The organism is Tenacibaculum holothuriorum (assembly GCF_002120225.1).
In the GTDB taxonomy this organism is placed as follows: Bacteria; Bacteroidota; Bacteroidia; order Flavobacteriales; family Flavobacteriaceae; genus Polaribacter; species Polaribacter holothuriorum.
Window position 1 is genome coordinate 479,210 of sequence record NZ_LAPZ01000001.1, and the last position, 25,736, is coordinate 504,945.

Genomic DNA, 25,736 nt, shown 5'->3' on the forward strand with positions numbered 1-25,736 from the left:
AAAAACTCACCTAAATAGGTGAGTTTAAAAATCTATTTTATAGATTTTTCAAGGGGGATTAATTCATAATTAAAACTGTAAACGAACTCCTAATTTATAGTTTCTTCCTCTTGAACTAAATCCTAATGTTTCTTCATAATCTTCATTTAAAATATTAGAAACAGCCCCAAAGAATGTTACTTTATCATTTAATACTTTATAGTTTGCATTAAAATCTACCAAACTATAATTTGGTAATATTACATTTTCTCCAGCAACTCCAAAGCCTCCATATCTATCATATAATACTCTTTCTCCTACGTTCTTATAAACTAAAGACATAAATAAATTTTTCACATGTGTACTTTCTATAGAAGTTACTATTTTATGAGTAGGTATATAATCATCAAAATGTTCTGTACTAACAACATCTGTATAAGTATAATTAGCTAAAACTTTTAACTTTTTAATTGGATTAAGAGTTAAATTTGTTTCTATACCATTCGCTGTTTTATTAGCATTATAATATTTGAATGTAGTATAATCATATTCGATAGCGTTATTTTCTTTTCTATTAAAATAAACTGCTGTGAAATTAACTATCTTATTATATTCAGCATCAAACCCTATTTCAAATGTTTTACTATCCTCAGGATTTAAATCTAAATTTCCTCCAGATGAATATAATTGATACAAACTTGGTGCTATAAATGATGTACCATATGAAGACATTAATTTTAATTTATAATTTCTATCTTTAAATACATTATAAGACACATTAGCATCATAAACAAAATGATTACCATATACGCTGTGAATATTTAAACGGCTTCCTGCATTAACGTTTAAACCAAAGTCTGATATGTAAACTAAAGACACGTAAGGATCTATTGTATTAAAATCCTTATCAATAGCTCCAAATGGAGTTTGAGTATTATTAGTATGTTTTTGATAATTTAAACCAGCTATTATTTGAAGTTGTTCATCTAAAACAGAATATTTATTTACTAAATCAATATTAATTGCTGTTCCTTCATATACAGAATTATCTATTCTATTTGCAAAAGAATTAAATTGAGTTAAATCTCTCTTTATTTCATTAAAAGATGCTAAAGCATAAACTTCTCCTTTATTGTATTTATAACTTGGTTTTATTCCATAACGAACTTGAGAATATTTCCAATTGTTATCAGAATTATCTCTATAAGCACCTGCATCGAATTCAGAATCAAATGCATCGTAATTTAAAAATGCATCAACTTTAATAGCATCATTAATTTGGTATCCTAATTTTACAAGCCCATTTCTCCCATAAAAAGAATCATCTTCAAAATTAGCTCCATTTTTACTTCTTGCAGCTGATAATCCTTCAGAGCCTGTTAAATTAAAATAAGCTAAATAATTAACTTTACCTAAAGTACCATTAATACTTACATTTTGATTTTTATCGTTAGGTCTTAAACTTTTTGATGCACTTGAATTATTGGTACCTAAACTAGCTTCATAAACAGCTGATATTTCTTTCTTAGAAGATTTATTTAAGATTATGTTTATAACTCCAGTAGCTGCTCCAGTACCATATAATGATGAAGCAGCACCTTTTAACACTTCAATTTTTTCTATTTGAGTTAAGGACAATAATCTTAAATCATATGTTTGATTAATTCCTGAAGCATCAGAGACAGGAATTCCATCAATTAAAATTAAGTTCTGACGGCTTCTTCCTCCTCTAACATAAACTCCTCTTACTCTTCCCCTAGTAGCGTTGGCTGCATTAATTTCAACTCCAGGTAAGTTGTTAAGTAATTCTACTACTGTTCTACCTGCATTATTTTTAATGTCTTCTTTGGTTATTTCATAAATTACTTTACCTGTGTGTTCTTTCTTTAACTTAAATTTAGTTGCAGTAACTACAACTTCATCTAATTTTTCGGTTTTCTCTTGCTCTTGAGCAAAAGTTTTTGTGCTAGCTAATGATAATGCCAAAGCACCAACAATTAGTAATTGTTTTTTCATTGGTAATGATTTAATTTTACAATTAATCAGGTTAAATTTTTGTACGTAATAGGTTTAAGTACATAAACTTTTATCCCGAAAGTTTTACTTATTTCGATTGTGGCAGGTCTCCTGACTTGCGTCTTGTAACTTACCTTCCCGTTAAAAACAGTGGTTAAAGTTTTAGTTACAAGCTTTATAGCTTACAGTTGCGGGAACAGTTTTGGATTTTCACCAAATTCCCTTTTAATTTCTAATAGATAGATTATCTGTTAGAAAACCAAAATCGGCGCAAATGTATAAGAAAAATTATGAATCAACAACCAAATTAACAATCTATAATTTTATAAAAGTTGAAAATGATAATGAAGTAGTAGATATATCAACAATTATAAAATACTTTCGTAAACTTGCTAAAAAAACAAATATGCTTAACAAATTAGTTAAAATCGTATTCTTTTTTACACTTCTTTCAATAACTTCTTGTAAGAAAGAACAAAAAGAATCTACATTTTCAATTGATAAAAAGACTAAAAAAATTGAATATGCTGATGGGTTTGATATTGACGAAAATAAAATCATTATAAAATCTCCTTACCCTAAAGCAGAAGAAACTTTTACTTATAGTTTTGGTAAAAAAAATAGTGATCTTAAAAATAACATTAGTAAACTAGTTGTTACCTCAACAACGCATATTCCTGCCTTAGAATTATTAAACAAAGAACATTTGTTAGTAGGATTTCCACATACTAAATATATTTCTTCAGAAAAAACACGTGCAAGAATTGATAGTGGTTTTATAAAAGAGCTAGGAAAAGAACATTCTCTTAATACAGAAATTTTACTAGATCTTAATCCTGATTTAGTAGTAAGTTTTTCAATGGGAAAAATGAATAAAACATTAACTACTATTCAACAAGCAGGTATTCCTATTATTTTAAATGGCGATTGGTTGGAAGAAACTCCTTTAGGAAGAGCTGAATGGATTAAATTATTTGGAGCAATATTAAATGAACAACAAAAAGCTGATAGTATTTTTAACTCTATAAAGAAAAACTACGAAGAAGCTGTAAAAATTGCTCAAAAAGCTACCACAAAACCTACTATTTTATCAGGCGCTATAATGAGTAAAGATATTTGGAATTTACCTGCTGGCGAGAGTTTTGTTGCTCAATATTTAAAGGATGCTAACCTTGATTATTTATGGAAAAACTCTAAAGGAAAAGGTAGTTTGTCTTTAAGTTTTGAAAGTGTTTTAGATAAAGGAAAAGATGCCGATTTTTGGATTTCTCCAGGATATTTTTCATCAAAAAAGCAGTTGTTAGAAAGCAATAAACATTATGCCGAATTTAAAGCTTTTAAAAATGATAATATTTATACCCCAAACCTTAAAAAAGGCAAAACTGGTGGTGTATTATATTTTGAATTAGCCCCTACTCGACCAGATTTAGTTTTAAAAGATATTATTAAAATCACACATCCTGAATTATTACCTAATTACAAATTAACTTTCTTTGAAAAGATGAAGTAATTAGTATTTTAGCAAACCACTTAAATCAAACAAATGAAATCTAGCCAAGAAATTCAAAAATGGTATAATACCTTTTCTTCAAAACAAGTAAATACAGGAACTAACCTACGCCATTATTCTATTTTTAACTCATTAACTGAAGCTGGATTAAAACGAAATCATAAAGTTTTAGAAATTGGTTGTGGTATTGGTACGCTAACTAAGTTAATTGCCAATTATGTAAAAAAAGGAAGTTTGGTTGCTACCGATATTAGTGATGAGTCTATTGAAATTGCCAAAGCTCGTATACCAAACTCAAAAAACAATATTGAATTATTAGTTTCTGACATGTCTGATTTTAATCATTCTGAAAAGTTTGATTTTGTAGTATTACCCGATGTTTTAGAACATATTCCTATTGAGCAGCATGATAATTTATTTAAAATTATTGCAGAACACACGCATGATAATTCTAGAATTTTAATTAACATACCTCATCCTAAAGCATTAGATTATTTACGTATTCATTCTCCTGAAAAACTTCAAGTAATTGACCAATCTATAAGTGCAAAAGAACTAATAGATACTTCGTATGCTCATGGTTTTGAGTTAATCAATTATAAATCATATTCTATCTTTAATAAAGAAAATGATTATGCGTTAATTACCTTTAAAAAAGATACACCAATAACTTTAGCTCCTCTTAAACAGAAAACAATTATTTACAGAAAACTATTAGCTAGAATTAAATATTACTTAAGCTAGATAGCTGTTATTGTTCTAAAAGTTAAGTTTATTCTAGGTCTGTGTACTTTTTTAGTAGGTGGTAATCGATGTAACCAATGTGTTTGTGTTTCATCTTTCATAACCAATAAAGAACCATGCTGTAAGATTAATGAAACAACTTCTTTGGTTTCTTTATGTTTAAATGCAAACTTTCTTTCAGCACCAAAAGTTAATGAAGCAATTGCTCCGTTTTTCTTCAAATCCTTTTCCCCATCACTATGCCACGCCATACCCTCAGAACCATCATGGTACAAATTTAACAAGCAAGAGTTATAGGTTTCTTTTGTTTCCTTTTCTACCAATTCTTTTAAAGTCAATAACTCCTTAGTAAAAGGTAAGGCTACTTTTGTGGTGTTTGAATACGAATACTCAAAAGGTAGTTCGGCATACCAAGCTACTTTTCGTTTAGTAATCATTAATTTACCAAAAATGATAGCCTCGTCATTTCTCCATTCTATTGATGATAATAGATGCTCATAGTAAAAATCAGATTGTTCTTTTGATAATACAATTCCATAATAATTTACTGTTCCTTCTTTTGGAAGCAAATTTTTAGGTATATCATCAAATTGTGAGAATAAATCCATTTAGTAAAAGCTTATTCTATTTGTTTTTGAATCCAATTTAGCAGTTCAGTTTTATTCATTCTTCCCCAAGTTGTTTGTACACTTTTTTCTTTTGTTGAATTTTCCTCAGGCTGTAAAACAATTAGCGATGTATTTTTATTCCCTGCAAGCTCCAATTCTGCTAAAAAACCAACCATGTCTGTTGAATTATTCTCGTACAAAGTCTGAAGTTTTTTTGTAAGCCTGTACTTTATAGCAGGCTCAATATATGCTCTAATAGCGTAGTTTTTAAAAAGTTTAATATTTCTGTTTTTTTCATCAAAATAACTATATGATGAAAAGTCATGGTAATTCTCAGAAGCTGTTTTTGGTATACCTTTCAAGTATGTTTCTAACATGTAGTTTATAAACTTTGGTTCCCATAAGTGATTTCGCTTGATTCGAATTTCACGTTCATGTTGATGCCACTTTCTTGTCCAATCTAAGGTGAAATTGCAAATAACAAGACCTTTTATATTAAGCTGAAAATTTTGATTATTTTCCTTCATAAACTTAATATACCTCATTGCTCTATGACCTATTAAACTTGCTCCTAAAAAGAATACATTTTTATTAGGTAATTTGTATTTAGTAAAGACTTCTTTAATTAAGTCATGAGTAGAACGCATAGAAGCTTTGGTAAAGTAAAAGTCAAAGGGAATTTCTGTTGAGACTGACAACACTGCAAAACCTTTATAAGACGCTAACTTATAAAGTTCTTTTGAATTTTTATTCTTTTTATCAAATCCAGAGTCCTCTAAAAAAATAAGAGTGCTATTGATAGATTTATTTTCTGGCAACATCAATGTATAACCACTTTGAATGAACGGTAAAAAATCACTGTCTTTTATACCTATTCTTAAACTATCATTTTTTAATGGTTTATAATCTTCAATTACTTTCTGTGAAAAGGTCTTACTACTGAAAATAATTAAAGCTAATAAGAAGAATAGTTTTAAGTTTTTCATCCTAATAGTTTATACTTTTATGACATGCAAGAGCTATTCTAACAATCTAGCCATAGCAGTTTTAATAACTTCAATATTCTTATTCTTATTTATAGGATTTGCTTTCTTTTGCATTTGTACCATCTGCCTCATTAAATTAACTCCTACTTTATCAAAATTATATTGTTTATACTGAATTCCTTTAGCTACAATATCATCTGATAAGTTCTTAATAGCTTCTGTATTATTACTTTTTGAAATTTTATCAAAAGCCTTTTTATACAGACTCTGTATTTTTTTATTCTGACTTAAAAACATTCCAGACATTACATTTCCGCCAATAAACGTTAATTCAGAATCATCATTCTCTTCTAAATAAATTCGAGTTAATGGTGTAGCAATAATCTTTTTAACTTCTAACGGCAATGTTTTCGATTTTTTAATCGCTAAGTCTTTATCTACATAATACATTCCTACTAAAGACTTTCCTAAAACCGAATACGATTTACTTTGTAAACCTTTATCAAAAACTGGTTTTAATTCAGGATCAGTTAACTTCCCTAAGGTTTCAATTGCTGCAGCTTGAACCAACGTTTTAGGATCGTTCATAGCAATTTGTTTTATCTTATCAATAACTCTCTTTTTAGAATATTTATTGATTAAGTTAATATTCTCTAAGGCTAAAATTCTGATTTTATAAAAAGGATCACTCATTGCATTGGCAATAGCATTAAACGCTTTTTTATCATCTTGATTCTTGGCAACTTCTAATAACGCTTCTCTTTGATGCTGATAGTTCTTAGCATATTTTAATTGATTAATATAATCGCTCAATACCTTATTCTCATGTACATCACATAATAAAACTCCATCAGCATTAACTTGAATTAAACTTGGTTGTTTTACATACGGAAAGGTAAACGAAGCATCTTTTCCGTTTACAAAAACATTATGTCTTGTAGCTTTACTTCCTTCAAATATGTCTATTGCTAAAGGAAACTTAAATTCCTTAGCTTGTGTCTGGATAATATTGACTGTTACTGTTTTTCTTAGGGTATTGTAATCGTAAGAAATATCTAACTTAGGATGTCCGCTACCAAAATACCATTGATTAAAAAACCAGTTTAAATCTTTACCTGTAACTTCTTCTAGTACTAAGCGTAATTGATGTGCTTCTGCTGTTCCATACTTATGTTTTGTTAAGTATTGTTTTAATCCTTCAAAAAAAGCTTCATCACCTAAATAATTTCGTAACATATGTAAGATTGCTCCTCCTTTATTATAGCTAACCGCATCGAACATATCTTCTTTGTCTTGATAGTTAAAACGTACTAAGTGCTTGTCATAGTTTTGCCCGTTTTTATACGCTTGTGTATCTTCAAATAAATGAGCATCTGCTACATCTTTTCCATATTTATGTTCTAACCATAAATACTCACTGTAATTAGCAAAACTTTCGTTTACTGTTAAGTTACTCCAACTTTCGGTAGTTACTAAATCTCCAAACCAATGATGAAAGGCTTCATGGGCAATTGTGTTTTCTTGTACGTTTTCATCTATTAACTGCCCTGGCATTTGGTAGGCTTTTTCTCCATGAATAACGGCTGTAGTATTTTCCATAGCTCCACTTACATAATCTCTACCTACAATTTGAGCATACTTATTCCATGGATATTCAATTCCTGTAATTTTTGAGAAAAACGCTAACATCTCTGGCGTATTTCCAAAAATATCTCTTGCATAAGGTGCATACTTCTTTTCTACATAATATTCTACAGGAATATTTTTATATGTGTCTTTTATTATTTCATACTCTCCTACTCCCATAAAGAATAAATACGGAGCATGTTTTTGAATAAAGTTCCAATAATCAGTTCTTGTTCCGTTTGCATTATTGGTTTGTTTTTCTAGTTTTCCGTTAGATAAGGTAACATACTTTTTAGGTACAGTAATGTAAATTTCTTGCGATGTTTTTTGATTTGGGGCATCAATTGTAGGAAACCAACAACTACTCGCTTCTGTTTCTCCTTGAGTCCAAATTTGAGTGGGTTTGTTTTTATCTAATCCCGTTGAATTAATAAAGTACAATCCTTTAGCAGATGTGATTGCAGCACTTCCTTTTTGCTTAACTTTTTCTGGTCGTGCAGTATATTTTATATAGATTGTAAATTCTTCGTTTCTTTTATAAGCACGTGGTAAATTTATGATTAATTCATTTCCATCGTAATTATAATTTAAGGGTGAATTATTCATTAGTACTTTATGAATAATCATTCCTTTTGCATCTAAAGTTAATTTATCAGTTTTATAAAAGTGTGGTTTTAGAGTTACCCATTCTTCACCATTTAACTGTTTTTCTTTAAAGTTAAAATCAACTTTAAGTTTGGTGTGAATTAAATCGTGAATTTTATCTCTCTCTGCTCTGTAAGTAGATGTTTGAGCAAATAATGCAACTGTAAAAAGAGTAATAAAAAATGTAAGGGTTTTCTGAAACTTCATAAAATCTTTTCTTAAAGCTTCAAAAATAAGAAAATAAGTTCGCTGCCTTGTTAATAGCGAGTTAAAAAGAAAACCACCGCAATTTGCAGTGGTTTGATTATTATTTTATAGGACCTATCTTGTTGCCTATTATATCTTTAAACTGTTGTAGTTTTCCTTCATCATCATTTACATTAACACTTCTCATCATTTTCATTAATGCATTCGGGTTCATATTTTCTCCTAATAATCTTCCTACTCCTACTCCAGCTCCTTTAATATTAACGAAACCAACTATTTCGTTGATAGCTTCTAAATCTCCTGAATAATATAGAGTTGCTTTTCCTTTTTTATCATTGAACTTCATTAATGTTTTGTATTCAGAATCTTTTAAAATAGTTTTTATCTTTTGCTCTTCTGCTTTAACTTCTTCTTTGGTTGATTTATTCTCTGGCAAAAAGGCAATATTCACTTTACGAATACTTTCGAATGCTTTTTTATCTTCTTCTGAAGCATTCTCTTTCATTGAGATTGGTAAAATACTAGCAGAAAAATCTACAGTCACAAACTTAGAATCGTTCTGACTGTCTACTATATATTTTTGTAATGATGGTTTGTTACACGAAATAAGTGTTAACATAACCATTGATATGGTAAAAATTATAAATCGTTTCATTTGTAATTGAATTTTAATTGAATTAAGCGAGGAGAAATTCCTCGCTTAATATATTGTTTACTTGTCGCTATCTTTTTTATCAGAATACTTATGAGCAATCTTAGATAGTTTGTTAACATCAATATTACCTGTTAATGTAATTACTGTGGCTTTAGATTTGTTATTCTTCTCCTTATTCTTTACATACATTAACACCTCACTTACTAAGTCTTTATTCTTTGTAGATTTTACATAGATCTTAACTTTAGAGTCTTTTTCTTTAACTCTCATTAATTGAGTTAAATTAGATCTCTTGATAGCAGAATTAACCATACCATCCATTTTAGAAGCGACTCCTTCATCTTCTGTAGAAAATACTTTTAACTCGTTTAATCCTTTAATTACGTTAAACACTTCCATATCATCAGACTTTGCATCTGGAAACTTTTGTAATAATTCAAAAGCGTCTTTAGTTACTACCACTGCCGATACTTCATCTAAGTCTTCTAAAGAATCGAACATTGATTGTGAAAATGCTACGTTAGATATGAATAAAAATGCGAATAGATATATTACTTTTTTCATGATTTTACTATTTAAATTCTTGGTTTTGTTTTATTAGTTTACTTTGGTTTTAATTTATTTTATTTAACACCTTATTTACTGTATTTTCGTAAGTGTACAATTGTGCTACGGCATTGTTCCCTTTGTTTAAATTATTAGACACGCTGTAAAGTGCTTCGTTTCCTCTATTTAAATTAGAGGATACCATTTGTAAAGCTTCCTTTATTTGTGCAAATTGTTGTCTTTGAACATGCTCATCGTACTTTTGTTTTCCTATAAAAACACTAAATAATAAGACTACTGATGCTGCTACCGATGCCCATTTCCAGCTCTTTCTATTTTTCTCAGGTTTTAACTGAATGGTTTTGGTAAACGTTTCGTCTTTGCTTTGTTTAAAATAACTAAACATTACACTATAGTCTTGCAAATGCGATGCCACATTGTTAGACGTAAAATAGTCTTGTAATATTTGCTCTTCTTGTAAAGAAGTTTCTGCGTTTAGATATTTCTCTAATAACTTTTCTATGTTAGCTAACTCCATAGTTATGTTGTTTTATGAGTTCTTGTCTTATTGTTTTTCTTGCTCTTGATAAAGCTACTCTTACTGCAGTTGGTTTCATATCAACCATTTTACAGATTTCGTCAAAATCATATTGTTCAATATCTCTTAATTGAATAATTATTTTTTGTTGTTCTGGTAACTTTTCAATGAGCTTATGTACTTGGTTTACTGTATCGTTATTTTCTACTTTCTTATCTAAAGACGTTTCTTTTTCTTTATAATTACTATGAACCAACGTTAAATTACTTGCTTGTTTAGATTTTAACCTATCAAAACAATAATTCTTAGTCATTGTCATAGCAAAAGCTTCAACATTCTTATAATTAGAAAGCTTCTCTTTATTTCTCCACAACTTAAAGTAAAGTTCTTGTGTAGCGTCTTCAGCTTCTTCGGTAGAAACTAACAACCTTTTTGCTAAACGAAAAACTTTGTCTTTAAAAGGTAATACAGCTTTTAAAAAGTCTGATTGGTTCATTGGTTTAATTAATTGATGTAAATTTTACTTAAAAACTTCGTCTTAATTAGTGGTTTACATCTCTACGACGACCCTAAATTATTTTTGTTACATCAAAAATGAAAAAAATAATATTATTAATTAAATTGCGTTGTATTTAAATAGTATAAAAATCACTCCTTTATGAGAATATTTAATAAATCCATTGTTTTAATTTTTAGTTTATTAATCCTATCATGTAGTAAAGAAGATTTTCCTCCTCAAGGAATTCAAGTACAAGATTTTATTTGGAAAGGATTAAATGCTTATTACTTATGGCAAGGTGATGTACCAGATTTATCTGACCGTCGTTTTTCAAGCGATCAACAATTATATTCTTATTTAGAAGGATTCCCAAATCCTGCTCATTTTTTTGATGCTCATTTATATCAAAAAGGTCAAGTAGATAAATTCTCTTGGATTGTAGATGATTATATAGCTTTAGAAAAATCGTTTCAAGGTATTCGTAAAACTAGTGGAATTAGAGCAACTTCGGTAAATTATCAAGACGGTACAAATAGAATTTTTATTTATGTTCGTTATGTAGCAAAAGGATCTGATGCTGAAGCAAAAGGAATTCAAAGAGGAATGATTTTTAGTGAAGCTAACGGACAACAGTTAACCAATGCAAATGTAAATCAGCTATTAGGTAATGACTCTTTTTCATTAACCTTAGCAAATTATAATGGTGGAAATCCAGCAAGTACTGCTACTGTTTTTAACTTAACCAAAACTGAATTAGAAGAAAATCCAGTAAAGATTGCTTCGGTTATTAATGAAGGAAGTAAGAAAATAGGATATTTAATGTACAATCAATTCTCTACTCCTTTCGATGATGAATTAAATGCTGAATTCGCTAAATTTAAAAGCGAAAACATTGATGATTTAATTATTGATTTACGTTACAACGGTGGAGGTTCTGTAAGATCAGCAATATATTTAGCGAGTATGATTACTGGTCAGTTTAATGGCGAATTATTTTCAAAACAAGTATGGAACGATAAAGTACAATCTAGTAGAGATGTTAGCTCTTTTATAAACAACTTTACCAATCAAATAGACAACGGTGTTGTTACTCAAAACATTAATAGTTTAAATTTAAGTACTGTATATTTTATTGTTTCTGATAGAACTGCTTCTGCTTCAGAATTAGTTATTAACGGATTAGCACCATACATAAGTGTAAAATTAGTTGGAGAAACTACTGTTGGGAAACAAGTTGGTTCTATTACCTTATACGACTCTGATGATTTTAGAAGAAACGGTCCTAATTTTAATACTTCTCATACTTGGGCAATGCAACCTATTGTGTTAGAAATTCAAAATAAAAAAGGAGAAAATAAACCTGACGGATTTACTCCTGAAGTTCCTTTAGAAGAAGATCCAGGAAACTTAGGTGTACTAGGAGATGTAAATGAACCTTTGCTACAAAGAACAATTCAATACATAACAACGGGTTCTAGAGGTAGTTTACAGAAGACGAATTCTTTTGATATCAACTCTAAATGGAATACCGAAATGAGTTCGCCAGATTATAACAATATGTACGTTAACTTTAAATAAAAAAATCCGCTTTAAAAAGCGGATTTTTTGTTACAACAAACTCATTTGTTGATTAGTATCTTCATTTGGTATTTTTAAATTCAAATTAAACTCTTTGTTCAACTTTTTAATGAAATAAGCAGCTAATAAAGGAGATTCAATTTCTAAATTTTGATGTACAAAAAAATGAACATTTGTTAAACCTAACTGTTTCCATTCTTTCAGCCTTTCAACCCAATCATCTAACCTTGAATAATCTGAAACATGATTCGCTCCAACATAACGAATAAATGCTTCATTATTAGTCAAACGCATATGTATCATGTCTCTTCTACCTGCCGTGTCTACTAATACATTAGTAATATTATTCGTCTCTAAAAGATGCGTATATTCATTAAATACACTTCTATCTTCAAACCAATCTGGGTGACGAACTTCAATTGCTAATGGAATTCCCTTTGGCCAACTCATTACAAAATTCTGTAACCTGTCAAAATTCTTTGGTCCAAAATTAGAATGTAATTGTAAAAAAATAGTTCCTAACTTATCTTCTAAATGAGCTGCATTATCTAAATATAAATTTACAGCGTCTTGAACCCCTTGCAAACGTTTCCAATGACTTATTTCTTGTCCTAACTTAGGAAAAAACTTAAATCCCATAGGGGTTTTATCTTTCCATTTTGAAAATTGTTCTGCTGGGAATTGTCTATAAAAAGTAGCATTTAACTCAATACAATTAAATTGTTTTGAATAATATACCAATTCATCTTTTGTTCCTCTTGGATAAAAACCTTTTAAATCTGCTCTATTCCACTTTGCACAGCCTACATAAACCGAGAAATCATCTTCTTCAACTTTTGATAAAACGCTACTTGTATCTTCATGGGTTTTTGGTAGTGTAAAATCTATTAACTCTGGCTGTGGTACTTTTCCAAACTTCATTATTTATCTACTAATTCGGTTCTAAAATCATTCATCATCATATCATTCTTATTCTTTGCATGGTTGAATCCTTGCTTCCACCAACGAGTCATTAATTTTTTATCAAACACTAATGAATTTGTCGTTAAAACAGTTGGGGTATAATATAAATTCAATTGAACATCGTTATGTTTTGCTGAGAGTTTTCCTATAGTAACATTATGACGCTCTACATGCTCTAGCATAAAATCGAAAACATCTAACATTAACGAAAACGGATTTTTAGCAGGTAAACGATTAATCTGAGTTACTTCGGTTTCTAAGATAATCGCATCAATTTCTTTAGCTCCTCTTTTTATCGCTTCTCTTATGGGAATTAAACATCCAAATCCTCCATCAGCATATTGGCAATGATTTTTTTCTAACAAACTCATAAAAGGTACATAATTGCACGACCCCCATATCCAATCACAAAAATCATCGTATTCACATTCTAAAATAGATTTGTACTCAATTTGATTCGCTGTTAAATTAGAAACGGTAACAACAACTTCTTTATTCATAGCTCTTGCTTCGTCATACAATTCTCGAGTAATCTTCTTCTTTATTAATTTTCTAAGGTTTTTACTCTCACCAAATGTTTTTCGTCCATTTAAAAAGTTCCATAACGTATTTCTATGTCGAATAGAAACCACTTTTTCACCATGAACTGTTTTTATTCTAAAAGGACTATTACTAAAAATAGATTTTTGATTTACATTCGTATACAACTCTCTTAAGGCATCAATTTTACGGTTAGCCAAATGAGTAACCATTAACGAGCCTGTTGATGTACCTAAAAACAAATCGTATTCTTTTTGTTTTTCTTTCATAAGATATTCGGCAACTCCACCTGCAAAGGCTCCTTTACTTCCTCCTCCAGAAATAACTAAGGCTTTTTTCATTGAATTTATCTATTTTAGTTCTGTAAAAATATCAAAAAATGAAACGATTTTCACTTATTATTTTGGTCGTATTTATCTTATTTTCTTGCAAAAAAGAAAATACTTCGAAAACCTTAATAAAACATTCACCTAAAGTCATTGAAAAAATCAATATTCAAGAATTTAAAGTTGATAGTTCTAGTATCAGAGCTATACTCCCTTTAAGTAAAAAAGAAGTTGCTTTTGCTGGTTCTCATGGAAAAGTTGGAATTTTAAAAGATGATGGTTCTTTTGTCTATTTAAAAAAAATAAAGTTTAACGATTCAATTACTCCACACTTTAGAAGTTTAGCTACAAATAATAAAGATTTATTTGCCTTATCAATAGTTAATCCAGCTTTACTCTATAAAATATCTGAAATTAAAGATGATAAAATTGTTTATACAGAAGAACATGAGAAAGTATTTTATGATAGTATGAAGTTCTTTGAAGATGGAATTCACGGAATAGCTGTTGGTGACCCTACAGAAAACTGTCCGTCTATAATTACAACTGAAAATGGTGGAGAAAATTGGACAAAACTACCTTGTTCTCAATTACCAAAATTTGAAGATGGCGAAGCCTTTTTTGCAGCTAGTAACACCAATATTGCTATAGTTAACAGAACTATATGGATTGCTTCGGGAGGGAAAAAAGCACGTATTTTAAAATCTGCCGATTATGGAAAAACTTGGGAAGTTTTTAATACACCAATAGTTCAAGGCGATGGACCTCAAGGTATTTATTCTATTGATTTTTATGATGATAACAACGGAATTATTATTGGAGGAAACTATGCAAAACCAAACGATAATTGTGCTAACAAAGCTATTACAAAAGATGGAGGAAAAACTTGGACAATTGTTGCCGACAATGTAAATCCTAATTACAAAAGCTGTGTACAATACGTACCAAATTCAAACGGAAAAGAAATATTCGCAGTAGGAAAAACAGGTATTTCTTATTCTAACGATGGAGGAATGACATGGAACGATATTTCTAATGAAAGTTATTATTCAATAAGCTTTGTAGATCGTAACACTGCTTGGTTAAGTGGTAATAACAAACTTGGAAAGCTAATTCTAAAATAAATCTTAATCTTTTGTTAAAGAAATCGTAAACCCAAATGCAATTCAATACTTTTATAGTTTACCCAATTAATCTATAACTAAACTTTGGTTACGTGTAACTAAAAATAACACTTTACACATGAAAAACATTTTCGTATTTCTCGTATCCTTGTGCATAACATCAATGTCTGCACAAGAATACTTCCCCACTAATTCTGGGGTAAAAACATCAAAAAATAGTTCATATGCTTTTACCAATGCAACTATTTATGTTACTCCAAAACAAAAAATTAAAAAAGGAACTTTACTCATTAAAGATGGTAAAGTTGTTAATGTAGGTAAATCTGTTTCTATTCCTAAAGGAACTGAAGTTATTGATGCAAAAGGAAAAACTATTTATCCTTCTTTTGTTGATGTGTATTCTACATTTGGAATTGCAAAACCTAAACGTGAAAGTGGTTTTAATAAACCGCCACAGTACGATGCTTCTAGAAAAGGTTATTACTGGAATGATCATATCCGTCCTGATGTTGATGCTTCCAAAGAACTTAAATTTGATGCTAAAAAAGCTAAAGAATTATTAAAATTAGGCTTTGGTGTTGTTAACACGCATTTAGATGATGGAATTATGCAAGGAAATGGAGTTTTAGTAGCTCTAAACCCAAATTCTTCTGCTGCTTATAGAGTTTTAAATGAAAGATCAGGTAATTATCTTTCTTTTTCTAAAAGTAGAAAATCTCGTCAAGCATACCCTACTTCTCGTATGGGAGCTATGGCTTTATTGCGTCAAGCATATTTAGATGCCGATTGGTACGCAAAAGGAAATGCAAAGAACAAGGACTTAGCTCTAGAAGCACTAAATAAGAACAAAGATTTACCTCAAATTTTTAATGCTGGTGATTATTTAAACGATATGCGTGCCGATAAAGTTGGTGACGAATTCGGTATTCAATATACTATCGTTGGTGGCGGTGATGAATACGAAAGAGTTAATGACATTAAAAAGACGAATGCTACCTATATTATTCCTTTAAACTTTAGAAAAGCTTATGATGTTAGTAATCCGTTTTTGGCTAATTATATTTCATTAAGTGATATGCGTAAATGGAATCAAGAGCCTTCAAATCCTGGTATTTTAGCAAAAAATAATATCCCATTTGCATTAACTACTCACGATTTAAAATCGAAAAAAGATTTTTCAAAAAACTTACAAAAAGCAATTAAGTTTGGTTTAGACAAAACCACTGCTTTAGAAGCTTTAACTACCCTTCCTGCTAAAATATTAAAAAACAACAAAATAGGAAACTTAAACACTGGTAGTTATGCTAACTTTTTAATTACTTCGGGCGATGTTTTTGATAGTAAAACTACTTTATTTGAAAACTGGGTACAAGGACAAAAGAATGTTATCAACCCAATGGATATTAAAGATATTACGGGTAATTATATGTTATATATTAACGGTAATAATTACGATTTAGAAATTACTGGTAAAGGAGCAAAACAAACTGGAACTATTAAAAAAGGAGATAAAAAAGTAAATTCTAAGTTCTCTTTTAAAGATGGTTGGATTCAAATTGCAATGAATGAAGATGGTAAGTTTACACGTTTAACAGGTAAAACTATCAACGCTTCTAATGTAATGCAAGGAACTGCCATTGATAATAGCGGAAACGAGTCTACTTGGTCAGCTTCTAAGAAAGTAGTTAAATCTGATAAAAAGAAAGACAAAAAGAAAAAAGATTCTGAAACTCCAGAAGTTGTTGCAGTAAGTTATCCAAACATCGGATTTGGTAATCATACAAAACCACAACAAGAAACAATTTTAATTCAAAATGCTACAGTTTGGACTTCAGACAATAACAAAGTTTTAGAAAACACCGATGTATTACTTAAAAATGGTAAGATTGCTCAAATAGGAAAAGGACTTTCTAAAAGAGGAGCTAAAGTAATAGATGGAACTGGTAAGTTTTTAACAGCAGGAATTATCGATGAACATTCTCACATTGCTACTTCAGCAGTAAACGAAGCAGGTCATAATTCAACTGCCGAAGTTACTATTGAAGATGTTGTTGATCCTAATGACATTAATATTTACAGAAACTTAGCTGGTGGTGTTACTTCTATTCAAATTTTACACGGTTCTGCAAACCCAATTGGTGGGCGTTCAGCAATTATCAAACTAAAATGGGGAGAAAATGCCGATGGAATGATTTACAAAAACACTCCTAAGTTCATCAAGTTTGCTTTAGGTGAAAATGTAAAACAATCTAACTGGGGTGATTTACAAACGGTACGTTTTCCACAAACTCGTATGGGAGTTGAGCAAGTTTACATTGACTATTTTCAAAGAGCTAAAGAATATGATGAGAAGAAAAAAAGCGGAAAACCATATCGTAAAGATATTGAGTTAGAAACATTAGCTGAAATCATTAATAAAGAGCGTTTTATTTCTTGTCACTCTTATGTACAATCAGAAATTAATATGTTAATGAAAGTTGCAGAAAAATTCAACTTCAATATAAATACATTCACTCATATTTTAGAAGGATATAAAGTAGCTGACAAAATGAAAAAACATGGTGTTGGTGGTTCAACTTTCTCAGATTGGTGGGCTTATAAATATGAAGTAAATGATGCTATTCCTTACAATGCTGCTATTATGCACAATCAAGGAGTAACTGTAGCTATAAATTCTGATGATGCTGAAATGTCTCGTAGATTAAACCAAGAAGCTGCAAAAACTATAAAGTATGGTGGAATGTCTGAGCAAGAAGCTTGGAACACAGTAACTATTAATCCTGCTAAATTATTACACTTAGACGATCGCACAGGAAGCATTAAAGTAGGTAAAGATGCCGATGTTGTTCTATGGAGCGGAAATCCATTATCGGTATATTCTAAAGCAGAAAAAACAATTATAGACGGTGCTATTTATTTCGACTTAGAAAAAGATTTAGCAAAACGTAAAGCTATCAAAGCTGAACGTGCTAAACTAATTAGCATGATGTTAAAGGAAAAGATTAAAGGTGCCAAAACACAAGCTCCTGCTAAGAAAGTTAAAAAATTATTCCACTGTGATACAGAATAAGAACTTAAAAAGACAAAAAATGAATATTAAAAATTTATATATCGCATTATGTTTCTTATTCATAGGAAATAGTTTTGCACAACAAACACCGGCTCCTTCACAAACATCCGATGTTACTATTGAAGGAGGAACTGCACATTTAGGAAACGGTAAAGTAATAGAAAATGCTCTTATCATGTTTTCTAATGGAAAAATAACTCACGTAGGAAACGCTAATTCAAAAATTGCACGTCGTGGAACAGTAATTAACGCTTCAGGAAAACATATTTACCCAGGATTAATTGCTGCAAATACTTCTTTAGGGTTAGCTGAAATTGATGCTGTCCGTGCAACACGTGATTTTGATGAAATAGGAACAATGTTACCTCATATTAGAAGCATTATTGCTTACAATACTGAAAGTAGAGTCGTTGAAACCATGCGACCTAATGGAGTTTTTATAGCACAAGTTACTCCTAGAGGTGGTCGTATTTCAGGAACTTCATCTGTAGTTCAATTAGATGCTTGGAATTGGGAAGATGCAGTAATGAAAAAAGACGATGCAATTCATGTAAATTGGCCAAATGCCTTATCGAGAGGAAGATGGTGGCTAGGTGAAGATCCTGCTTTAAAACCAAATAAAAATTATCAGAAAAATGTAGATAAGTTAGTCTCTTATATTAAGGAAGCTAAAAACTATTTAAACGGAAATAGAAATAGCAAAAGCTTACCATACGAAGCTATGGAAGGTTTATTCAATGGAAAACAAAAAATGTTTATCCATGTTGGTGGGCAAAAACCAATTACAGATGCTATTACTGTTATGAAAGAAACTGGTATTAAAAACATTGTAATTGTTCATGGGCAAGAAGCAGAAAAAGTTGCAGATTTATTAAAATCAAACAACATTCCTGTAGTTTTAGAGCGTGCTCATCGTTTACCTAATTTAGAAGATGAGGATTATGATTTACCTTTCCGTTCTGCTAAAATCTTATCTGATGCTGGTATTTTAGTTGGACTAGGAATGGAAGGTGATATGGAACGTATGAGTACAAGAAACTTACCTTTTTATGCAGGTACTTATGCTGCTTATGGTCTTGACAAAGAAAAAGCATTGCAAATCATTACAGAGAATAATGCTAAAATTTTAGGTATTGATAATGTGACAGGAACTATACAAGTTGGTAAAGATGCTACATTATTTATTTCTAAAGGAGATGCTTTAGATATGAGAACTAATATTTTAACTGATGCTTTTATACAAGGGAGAAAGTTAAGTTTAGAAACACATCAAACAAAACTTTGGAAACGATATTCTAATAAATATAAAAACAATTAAAAAACAAAAAGCTCGGTAATTACCGAGCTTTTTAATTAAATCAAATAAGTTAAAATCACACCCCTTACTATAATTTCAATTTATCTGACATCTCTTTTCCTTTTCTTTTAATAACTACTTTTGCAATTGCATTACAAATATTTGTAATATTCTTCAATTATAAAATACCTAGATTTAGGTATTTTTACCTATCGCAATCATAATATCCATATCCATAATCTTTTTCACCCAATCTAATTTTGTTAATATACACATAGATTGAGTTTCCTGACCTTACTAAATAATAGCTTCCTCTTGTATCTCCAGAATCTACATGAACTCTATCTGTGGTTCTTCCAGAGCTTCTTATGTCATATTTTTCATTCGGTGCAACCGCTTTATAACTAAAATGAATATCATCTCTATATCTATTTCTAAATTGAATAGACCATCTGTATTTTTTAGCATACTTATTATATCCATCATTTCTTACTCTAAAATCTAAACCTCTTAAACAATCAGTTCTATTCCAATTTCCCCAACCTGTTTTAGACTCATCTATATCTATTTTTAATACAATAGTATTAGAATCAATAATTGGTAAATCATCATTAAAAGTAAACGACATTAATAATAACGCAATAAAACCTGTTAAAAACACTTTTTTCATAAATAAAAATTTTAAAATTTACTGAATAAAATTAAATATGAAACACATTATAAAAACTCCTTATAAATAAGTATTTTCGCTTTACAATGAAACAAATAAGCAGTATTCAAAACAGCTATATTAAAGAGCTATTAAAACTTCAAGAGAAATCTAGAGAACGAAGAAAAAAAGGATTATTCTTAATTGAAGGAGAACGAGAGATTTCTTTAGCCAAAGCAGGTAATTACTCTATAGACACTATCTTATTTAATCCAGAAATTTATAGTTTAGATAATATAGAAGAAAACATTAATTACATAGAAATTACTTCAGAAGTCTATAAAAAAATAGCTTATAGAGAATCTACTGAAGGAATCATTGCTGTTGTAAAAACAAAAGATTTTTCCTTCAGCGAAATTAAACTCAACTCTCCTGCCCCACTAATTTTGGTTATGGAAGGAATTGAAAAACCTGGTAATATTGGCGCAATGCTAAGAACTGCAGATGCCGCAAATGTTGATGCTGTGTTTATAGCAAACCCTAAATCAGATATATTTAATCCTAATATTATTCGCTCTAGTGTTGGTTGTATCTTTACCAATCAAATTGGGGTTGGAACATCAGAAGAAATTATTGAGTTTCTACAAAAAAACAACATCAATATTTACAGCGCTACCTTACAAAACTCTAACGAATACCATAAAAACGATTATACGCAACCAACAGCTTTAGTCGTTGGTACTGAAGCTACTGGACTTACCAAAATTTGGAGAGAAAAAGCTACTCAAAACATCAATATTCCAATGCAAGGAGTAATTGATTCTATGAATGTTTCTGTAGCTGCAGCTATCTTAACATTCGAAGCCAAAAGACAAAGAGCATTTAAATAAGCTATTATTTGTACATTAAAATTCTTTATAGTACTTTCAATCTACAATTAAGAATGAAAGGCATATGGCGTATACAGCAACGATAGAAGAGGAAAAAAAGGAGATTGCAAATCGTTATAAAGATTTATTAAAAGGAACTTATCAAACACTTTCTGAAGATGATAAAAAATTAATACGTAAAGCTTTTGATGTTGCTGTTGAAGCACATTCTGAGCAACGAAGAAAAACTGGTGAACCTTATATTTATCATCCTATTGCAGTAGCAAAAATTGTAGCTTATGAAATTGGCTTAGGAGCTACTTCTATTGCCGCTGCCCTACTGCATGATGTTGTTGAAGACACCCATTACACAGTAGACGACATGGAGCGTTTATTTGGTGAAACAGTTGCAAGAATTGTTAGTGGTCTTACAAAAATTTCGAACTTAAAAAAAGAGCAAGATTACTCTATTCAAGCAGAAAATTTCAGAAAAATGCTGCTTACATTACATGATGATGTTCGTGTAATTTTAATTAAAGTTGCTGATAGATTGCATAACATGCAAACTATGGATGCGATGCCACCACATAAGCAGGTAAAAATTGCTTCAGAAACCTTATACATTTATGCACCACTAGCTCATCGCTTAGGTTTATATAACATTAAAACAGAACTAGAAGACTTAGGATTAAAATATACTGAGCCAGATGTTTACAATGATATTCTTAATAAAATAAAGGATAGTAAAGAAGAGCAACAAGCGTATATTGATAGTTTTACTAGCGTACTTAAGGAAGCTTTAGATAACGAAAATTTTAAATACGAAATTAAAGGTCGTTTTAAGTCTATTTTCTCTATTCGTAGAAAAATGCGAAAGCAAAATGTAACCTTCGATGAAGTATATGATAAGTTTGCTATTAGAATTATATACGAACCACAATCTGGAGATGAAAAATTCGATGCTTGGAAAATCTATTCAATAGTAACCGATTTCTTTAAACCTAACCCTGCTCGTTTACGAGACTGGATTTCTCAGCCTAAATCTACTGGTTATGAAGCTTTACACATTACAGTAATTGGTCCTGAAGCTCGATGGGTAGAAGTACAAATTCGTTCAGAAAGAATGGATGAAATTGCAGAAAAAGGATATGCTGCTCACTTTAAGTATAAGCAAGGTAATATTCAAGAAAATGGTTTAGAAGGTTGGTTGAACAAACTAAAAGAAACCTTAGAAAACCAAAGTTTAAACGCTGTTGATTTTGTTGAAGATTTTAAACTAAATCTTTACGCAAAAGAGATTTATGTTTTTACACCGAAAGGAGATTTAAAGTCGTTACCTAAAGGTGCATCTGCTTTAGATTTTGCTTTCTCGGTTCATACTGATGTTGGGTTAAAAACTAGAGGAGCTAAAGTTAACGGAAAGTTAGTTCCGTTGAGTTACGAACTTAAAAGTGGAGATCAAGTAGAAGTATTAACAGCAAACAATAACAAACCTAATGTACGCTGGTTAGATTTCGTATTAACTGCACGAGCAAGAACCAAAATAAAATCAGCTTTAAAAGCGGAAGAGAAGAAAATTGCCGAAGAAGGAAAAGCAATTTTAATGCGTAAACTTCGTCATTTAAAATTAGGAACTGATGAAAAAACTATTCATGAATTAGCTTCCTATTTCAACCTAAAAACAAGTTTCGATTTATTTTACAGAATTGGTAATGGTGCAATAGATAACACACAACTAAAAGAATTTGTTGCACAGAGAAGTAGCTCTATTGTTAACTTCTTTAAAAATCCTTTTAGAAGAGGTAACCATAAGAATATTAGTAATACCGAAGAGGTAACAGATAAATACGACTCTTTAGTATTTGGTAAAGAAGAACAAACTTTAGACTACACTTTAGCTAAATGTTGTAGCCCAATTCCTGGAGATAAAGTATTTGGTTTTGTAACCATAAATGATGGTATAAAAGTGCATAAAAATGATTGCCCTAACGCAATTTCGTTGCAATCTAACTATGCCTATAGAATTATGCTTGCTAAATGGATTGACTCTACCAAGCAAGAATTCACCGCAATTTTACATTTATCAGGTATAGATAATAAAGGAATTGTTAGTAATTTAACTAGAATTATTTCTAGTAATATGGATGTTAATATTCATAGTATCAATATCTCTGGAACTGACGGGGTTTTTGACGGAAAACTATCATTAAGTGTTAAAAACAAAACTCAATTAATTAAGCTAATTGATAGTATTAAAAAGGTAGAAGGAGTACGAAAAGTAGAACGTGTTAATACTTTGTAAATATCATTCTAAAAATACTATTTCAATATTCAGAAATAAACGTAAATTTGTGTTTTCGTAATAAAATTAAATATGAGCAGTACTGCCGATAATCAAGAAATTGTAAAAAAAGTTTTTACTTCTTTTTTAGAAGACAATAAACACCGTAAAACTCCAGAGCGTTTCGCAATTCTACAAGAGATTTATGATGCTGAAGATCACTTTGATATTGAGTCTTTATACATAAAAATGAAGAACAAAAACTATCGAGTAAGTCGTGCTACACTATATAATACAATCGATTTATTATTAGAATGTGGCTTGGTTCGTAAGCATCAATTCGATGGTCAGTCAATGGCTCGTTACGAAAAAAGTTACTTCGATAAAAATCACGATCACGTAATTTTAACAGATACTGGTGAAGTAAAAGAATTCTGCGACCCACGAATTCAAATCATCAAAAAAACAATTGAAGAGGTTTTTGATATCGACATACACAACCACTCTCTTTACTTTTACGGAACAAAGAAAAAACAATAAGAATACAACACCCTAAAATCAACTTTTCACAAGTTGATTTTTCTTTTTAAACTAACAACATAACACATTAATAACACAACTAAATGGCTGTAGATTTATTACTTGGTCTTCAATGGGGAGACGAGGGAAAAGGTAAAATTGTAGATGTACTTACCAAAAATTACGACATTATTGCTCGTTTTCAAGGAGGTCCAAATGCAGGTCACACATTAATTTTTGATGGAAACAAACATGTATTACACACCATACCATCGGGTATTTTTCATAAAACTGCATTAAACGTAGTAGGAAACGGTGTCGTAATAGATCCTGTAATTTTCAAAAGAGAATTAGAAAACTTAGACAAACACAATATTGATTACACTTCTAAGCTTCTGATTTCAAGAAAAGCACATTTAATTTTACCAACGCATAGATTGTTAGATGCCGCTTCAGAAACTTCTAAAGGAAAAGCCAAAATTGGTTCTACTTTAAAAGGAATTGGTCCAACGTATATGGACAAAACCGGTAGAAATGGAATGCGTGTCGGTGATTTAGAATTAGATAACTGGAAAGATAAATACAGAGCATTGACCGAAAAGCATATTAAAATGTTAAACTTTTTTGATGTTGACATTCAATATGATTTAGATGAATTAGAAGCTGAATTTTCTGAAGGAATTAAAAAATTAAAGACATTACAATTTATAGATTCTGAAGACTTTTTAAACAAAGCTATAAAAGAAGGAAAATCTATTTTAGCAGAAGGAGCACAAGGTTCTTTATTAGATATCGATTTTGGAACCTATCCTTTCGTAACTTCATCTAATACAACTGCTGCTGGTGCTTGTACTGGTTTAGGAGTTGCGCCCAACAGAATTGGAGAGGTTTTTGGAATTTTCAAAGCATACACTACACGTGTAGGTTCTGGACCTTTTCCTACTGAATTATTTGACGAAGACGGTGCTACAATGGCAAAGGTTGGTCATGAATTTGGGGCAACTACTGGTCGTCCACGTCGCTGTGGTTGGTTAGATTTAGTGGCTTTAAAATATGCTGTAGATGTAAACGGAGTTACCCAATTAATGATGATGAAAGGTGATGTACTTTCTGGTTTCGATACCTTAAAAGTATGTACTTCTTATAACTATAAAGGAGAAGAAATAGATCACTTACCTTATAATATTGAACCTGAAAATGTGTCAGTAAACTATACTGAATTTAAAGGTTGGGAAGATGATTTAACTAAAATGACTTCTGCCGATGAGTTACCTCAAAACTTATTAGACTATGTAGCTTTTATTGAAAAAGAAACAGGAGTACCTGTAAAAATAGTTTCGGTAGGTCCAGATAGGAAACAAACAATAATGAGATAAAAAATTAATAAGGAGCTTTAAATAGCTCCTTTTTTTATTATGGTTAAAGAATACTTACACAATATTGTTAAACAATTTAAATCGTACAAAGAAGTAGCTGATAAAACGATTACTCAATTAGAAGAACAAGATTTACATTGGAAATATAACGAAGAAAGTAATAGTATTGCTTCCATTATGATTCATGTTTCTGAAAATATGTTATCTCGTTGGACAGATTTTTTTATTTCTGATGGAGAAAAAGAATGGAGAAATAGAGATCAAGAATTTGAACCTCAAAAACTAAATAAGCAAGAATTAATTGACAAATGGGAAAACGGATGGAACTGCCTTTTCAATGCTTTAAATTCTTTAAATGAAAGTAATTTCGACCAACCTATTTATATTAGAAATAAGCAACACAAATTAATTGAGAGTATTACAAGACAAATTGCTCATTACCCTTATCATATCGGGCAAATAGCGTATATTGGAAAAATGATTCTAAACAATAAATGGCAAACAGCTTCTATTGCAAAAGGAAAATCTAAAGAGTTTATACAAGCTCAATTTGAACTAAATAAAAAAGGAACTCTTTAATGTGAG

General features: G+C 30.2%; 22 protein-coding genes and 1 riboswitch. Of the genes, 11 read left to right on the forward strand and 11 right to left on the reverse strand.

Annotated elements, in window-relative coordinates:
- Window positions 1-69: 69 nt before the first annotated feature.
- A complete protein-coding gene (locus tag WH52_RS02290) occupies window positions 70-1,995 on the reverse strand; it encodes a TonB-dependent receptor plug domain-containing protein (RefSeq protein WP_086029295.1) in 1,926 nt (641 codons plus the stop codon).
- Between the two features lie 84 nt (window positions 1,996-2,079).
- Window positions 2,080-2,274, reverse strand: a riboswitch (cobalamin riboswitch).
- On the opposite strand from WH52_RS02290, the gene WH52_RS02295 reads away from it, so the two are divergent.
- Both WH52_RS02295 and WH52_RS02300 read left to right on the forward strand, forming a co-directional pair.
- Window positions 2,270-3,505 carry an ABC transporter substrate-binding protein gene (locus tag WH52_RS02295; RefSeq protein WP_317041831.1) on the forward strand — a complete coding sequence of 412 codons (1,236 nt, stop codon included), beginning with the start codon at window positions 2,270-2,272 and terminating at the stop codon, window positions 3,503-3,505. Its footprint overlaps the riboswitch before it by 5 nt.
- 33 nt (window positions 3,506-3,538) lie before the next feature.
- Window positions 3,539-4,249 carry a class I SAM-dependent methyltransferase gene (locus WH52_RS02300; protein ID WP_086029296.1) on the forward strand — a complete coding sequence of 237 codons (711 nt, stop codon included), beginning with the start codon at window positions 3,539-3,541 and terminating at the stop codon, window positions 4,247-4,249.
- On the opposite strand, the gene WH52_RS02305 is transcribed toward WH52_RS02300, so the two are convergent.
- The 7 genes from WH52_RS02305 to WH52_RS02335 form a co-directional block, all read right to left on the reverse strand.
- The gene (locus tag WH52_RS02305; RefSeq protein ID WP_086029297.1) at window positions 4,246-4,857 is read right to left on the reverse strand and encodes an alpha-ketoglutarate-dependent dioxygenase AlkB family protein; all 612 of its coding nucleotides are present in this window, start codon (window positions 4,855-4,857) and stop codon (window positions 4,246-4,248) included. The two genes, WH52_RS02300 and WH52_RS02305, sit on opposite strands and share 4 nt — an antisense overlap.
- A gap of 11 nt (window positions 4,858-4,868) precedes the next feature.
- Window positions 4,869-5,843, reverse strand: a complete 975-nt coding sequence (locus WH52_RS02310; protein ID WP_086029298.1) for a hypothetical protein — start codon at window positions 5,841-5,843, stop codon at window positions 4,869-4,871.
- Between the two features lie 33 nt (window positions 5,844-5,876).
- Window positions 5,877-8,321 carry a M1 family metallopeptidase gene (locus tag WH52_RS02315; RefSeq protein ID WP_086029299.1) on the reverse strand — a complete coding sequence of 815 codons (2,445 nt, stop codon included), beginning with the start codon at window positions 8,319-8,321 and terminating at the stop codon, window positions 5,877-5,879.
- Between the two features lie 100 nt (window positions 8,322-8,421).
- On the reverse strand, window positions 8,422-8,976 hold the full coding sequence (locus WH52_RS02320) for a DUF4252 domain-containing protein (RefSeq protein WP_086029300.1): 555 nt from the start codon (window positions 8,974-8,976) through the stop codon (window positions 8,422-8,424).
- Between the two features lie 57 nt (window positions 8,977-9,033).
- Window positions 9,034-9,540 carry a DUF4252 domain-containing protein gene (locus tag WH52_RS02325; RefSeq protein WP_086029301.1) on the reverse strand — a complete coding sequence of 169 codons (507 nt, stop codon included), beginning with the start codon at window positions 9,538-9,540 and terminating at the stop codon, window positions 9,034-9,036.
- A gap of 49 nt (window positions 9,541-9,589) precedes the next feature.
- The gene (locus tag WH52_RS02330) at window positions 9,590-10,060 is read right to left on the reverse strand and encodes a hypothetical protein (RefSeq protein ID WP_086029302.1); all 471 of its coding nucleotides are present in this window, start codon (window positions 10,058-10,060) and stop codon (window positions 9,590-9,592) included.
- Window positions 10,047-10,556: an RNA polymerase sigma factor gene (locus WH52_RS02335; RefSeq protein WP_086029303.1), complete on the reverse strand. Its 510-nt coding sequence runs from the start codon at window positions 10,554-10,556 to the stop codon at window positions 10,047-10,049. Before WH52_RS02335 ends, WH52_RS02330 begins: the two co-directional genes overlap by 14 nt.
- A 162-nt stretch (window positions 10,557-10,718) precedes the next feature.
- Here WH52_RS02335 and WH52_RS02340 point away from each other — a divergent pair, with 162 nt between their 5' ends.
- Window positions 10,719-12,137, forward strand: a complete 1,419-nt coding sequence (locus WH52_RS02340) for a S41 family peptidase (RefSeq protein ID WP_086029304.1) — start codon at window positions 10,719-10,721, stop codon at window positions 12,135-12,137.
- A 30-nt stretch (window positions 12,138-12,167) separates the two neighbouring features.
- On the opposite strand, the gene WH52_RS02345 is transcribed toward WH52_RS02340, so the two are convergent.
- Window positions 12,168-13,058 carry a DUF72 domain-containing protein gene (locus WH52_RS02345; RefSeq protein WP_086029305.1) on the reverse strand — a complete coding sequence of 297 codons (891 nt, stop codon included), beginning with the start codon at window positions 13,056-13,058 and terminating at the stop codon, window positions 12,168-12,170.
- Window positions 13,058-13,981, reverse strand: coding sequence for a patatin-like phospholipase family protein (locus WH52_RS02350; RefSeq protein WP_086029306.1), 924 nt, complete (start codon window positions 13,979-13,981; stop codon window positions 13,058-13,060). Before WH52_RS02350 ends, WH52_RS02345 begins: the two co-directional genes overlap by 1 nt.
- Before the next feature lie 38 nt (window positions 13,982-14,019).
- On the opposite strand from WH52_RS02350, the gene WH52_RS02355 reads away from it, so the two are divergent.
- From WH52_RS02355 to WH52_RS02365, 3 genes are all read left to right on the forward strand, one after another.
- On the forward strand, window positions 14,020-15,090 hold the full coding sequence (locus tag WH52_RS02355) for a WD40/YVTN/BNR-like repeat-containing protein (RefSeq protein WP_086029307.1): 1,071 nt from the start codon (window positions 14,020-14,022) through the stop codon (window positions 15,088-15,090).
- Between the two features lie 118 nt (window positions 15,091-15,208).
- Window positions 15,209-18,160: an amidohydrolase family protein gene (locus WH52_RS02360; RefSeq protein ID WP_086029308.1), complete on the forward strand. Its 2,952-nt coding sequence runs from the start codon at window positions 15,209-15,211 to the stop codon at window positions 18,158-18,160.
- Between the two features lie 19 nt (window positions 18,161-18,179).
- The gene (locus WH52_RS02365) at window positions 18,180-19,478 is read left to right on the forward strand and encodes an amidohydrolase family protein (RefSeq protein ID WP_086029408.1); all 1,299 of its coding nucleotides are present in this window, start codon (window positions 18,180-18,182) and stop codon (window positions 19,476-19,478) included.
- A 184-nt stretch (window positions 19,479-19,662) separates the two neighbouring features.
- Here the strand turns inward: WH52_RS02365 and WH52_RS02370 are convergent, their stop codons facing one another.
- Complete coding sequence (locus WH52_RS02370) at window positions 19,663-20,127, reverse strand: hypothetical protein (protein WP_086029309.1); 465 nt, start codon at window positions 20,125-20,127, stop codon at window positions 19,663-19,665.
- Window positions 20,128-20,213: 86 nt separating this feature from the next.
- Here WH52_RS02370 and WH52_RS02375 point away from each other — a divergent pair, with 86 nt between their 5' ends.
- From WH52_RS02375 to WH52_RS02395, 5 genes are all read left to right on the forward strand, one after another.
- Window positions 20,214-20,996, forward strand: a complete 783-nt coding sequence (locus WH52_RS02375; RefSeq protein ID WP_086029310.1) for a TrmH family RNA methyltransferase — start codon at window positions 20,214-20,216, stop codon at window positions 20,994-20,996.
- Window positions 20,997-21,060: 64 nt separating this feature from the next.
- A complete protein-coding gene (locus WH52_RS02380) occupies window positions 21,061-23,277 on the forward strand; it encodes a RelA/SpoT family protein (RefSeq protein ID WP_086029311.1) in 2,217 nt (738 codons plus the stop codon).
- A gap of 72 nt (window positions 23,278-23,349) precedes the next feature.
- Window positions 23,350-23,796, forward strand: coding sequence for a Fur family transcriptional regulator (locus WH52_RS02385; RefSeq protein WP_086029312.1), 447 nt, complete (start codon window positions 23,350-23,352; stop codon window positions 23,794-23,796).
- A gap of 83 nt (window positions 23,797-23,879) precedes the next feature.
- The gene (locus WH52_RS02390) at window positions 23,880-25,151 is read left to right on the forward strand and encodes an adenylosuccinate synthase (protein WP_086029313.1); all 1,272 of its coding nucleotides are present in this window, start codon (window positions 23,880-23,882) and stop codon (window positions 25,149-25,151) included.
- Window positions 25,152-25,190: 39 nt separating this feature from the next.
- Window positions 25,191-25,730: a DUF1572 family protein gene (locus tag WH52_RS02395; RefSeq protein ID WP_086029314.1), complete on the forward strand. Its 540-nt coding sequence runs from the start codon at window positions 25,191-25,193 to the stop codon at window positions 25,728-25,730.
- Window positions 25,731-25,736 lie beyond the last annotated feature (6 nt).